Origin of the sequence: Streptomyces colwelliae, from assembly GCF_048158785.1 — a bacterium.
GTDB lineage: Bacteria > Actinomycetota > Actinomycetes > Streptomycetales > Streptomycetaceae > Streptomyces.
Window position 1 is genome coordinate 1 of the sequence record NZ_JBLTJC010000776.1, and the last position, 1514, is coordinate 1514.

2 protein-coding genes are annotated in these 1514 nt (G+C 69.9%); both read right to left on the reverse strand.

All coding sequences use genetic code 11. The annotated features are described in order from the left end of the window. Window positions 1–170 precede the first annotated feature (170 nt). Window positions 171–374, reverse strand: coding sequence for a ferredoxin (locus tag ACNFOC_RS54255; protein WP_416966294.1), 204 nt, complete (start codon window positions 372–374; stop codon window positions 171–173). Window positions 375–387: 13 nt separating this feature from the next. Beyond that, window positions 388–1514: cytochrome P450 (locus ACNFOC_RS54260; protein WP_416966295.1), on the reverse strand; the 1127-nt coding region annotated here is incomplete at its 5' end.

Consider the following 1514-nt stretch of genomic DNA (forward strand, 5'->3'; position numbering starts at 1 on the left):
CTTCACGCCAGGAGGGGTGGGCTCGGCCCGGTGGGCAGGCCACCGCCTCCTTAGGAACCGCTCAGCCCAACGAGCCCGCCACTGTGCTCAGGAACCGCTCAGCCCAACGAACCCGCCACCGCGCCCAGGAACCGCTCCCCCAGCAGCCCGCCCCCTACGGAGTGGCCCGCTCAGCCCACCGTGTCCGACACCGTGATCGCGCTCACCGGGCAGGCCCGTGCCGCCTCCTTGAGCATGGGGTCGTCGGTGTCCTCCTTGCCCGGCAGCACCGTGCTGTAGCCGTCGTCGTCCTGGGTGAAGACGCTCGGGGCGGCCAGGGCGCACTGGCCCGCCCCGATGCAGATGTCCTTGTCGATGTGGATTTCCGTGTGCATGGAACGCAGCCTCTTACCAGGTCACGGGGAGTTCCAGCATCCCCTGGATCGTGTCGCCGGGTTTGAAGGGGATCTCCTCCGCGGGGACGGCCAGGCTCAGCGTGGGCAGCCGGTCGAAGAGGCTGTGCAGGGCGATCTCCAGTTCGGCGCGGGCGAGGTTCTGGCCGAGGCACTGGTGGATGCCGAAGCCGAACGAGACGTGGTGGCGGGTGGGCCGGTGCCAATCCAGGGTGTCCGGGGCGGTGTAGACGTCCTCGTCGCGGTTGATGACCGCGGCCGAGAAGACCACGCCCTCACCGGCCCGGATCGTCGTGCCGTCCACCTCGATGTCCTCGAGGGCCTGCCGCATCAGCCCGTCCACGATGGAGAGCGACCGCATCAGTTCCTCGACCGCGTCGGGCAACAGCCCTGGATCGTCCCGGAGTTCGGCGAGCCGCTCGGGGTGGAGCAGCAGCGTGTAGGTGCCCAGGGAGATCATGTTGGCGGTCGTCTCGTGGCCCGCGACGAGGAGGATGATCGCGAGGGAGATCAACTCCGCGCGGTCCAGCGCCCCTTCGTTCAGCTGGTCGCGGACGAGGTCGTCCAGCACGCCCTCGCCCGGATCCCGCTGTTTGCGGTCGATCAACTCGCCCAGATACGCCTCCAGTTGATCGCGGGCGTCCTGGCTGTCCTCGGCCTTCGGGCCACGCAGCAGGCGCCGGGACTGGGCCTCGAAGAACTCGTGGTCGGCGTACGGGACGCCGAGCAGCGAGCAGATCACCATCGAGGGAACGGGCAGCGCGAACGCGGACACCAGGTCGGCGGTCGGGCCCTGGGCGATCATCGCGTCGAGCAGTTCGTCGACGATCCGCTGGATGTCGGGCCGCATCGCCGTGGCGCGCTTGACGGTGAAGGCGGGGATCATCATCCGCCGCTTGGTGCGGTGCTTGGGGTCGTTCTCGCCGAGCAGGGCGACCTTGCGGTTCCGGACCGCCGCGAACCGTTCGTTGGTCGCGGGGAAATCGGGCGCGGTGCGGTCGGAGGACAGGCGCTGGTCGGCCAGCAACGCGCGGGCGGCGGCGTGCCCGGTGACGAGCCATGCCGTGCGGCCGTCGTAGAGCGTGATGCGGGTCAGTGGGCGGGCGCTGCGGAGGGGGTCGT

Bases quoted from the DNA above. Each gene is read 5' to 3' on its own strand.
- ACNFOC_RS54255 (WP_416966294.1), bottom strand. From the start codon at position 374: ATGCACACGGAAATCCACATCGACAAGGACATCTGCATCGGGGCGGGC.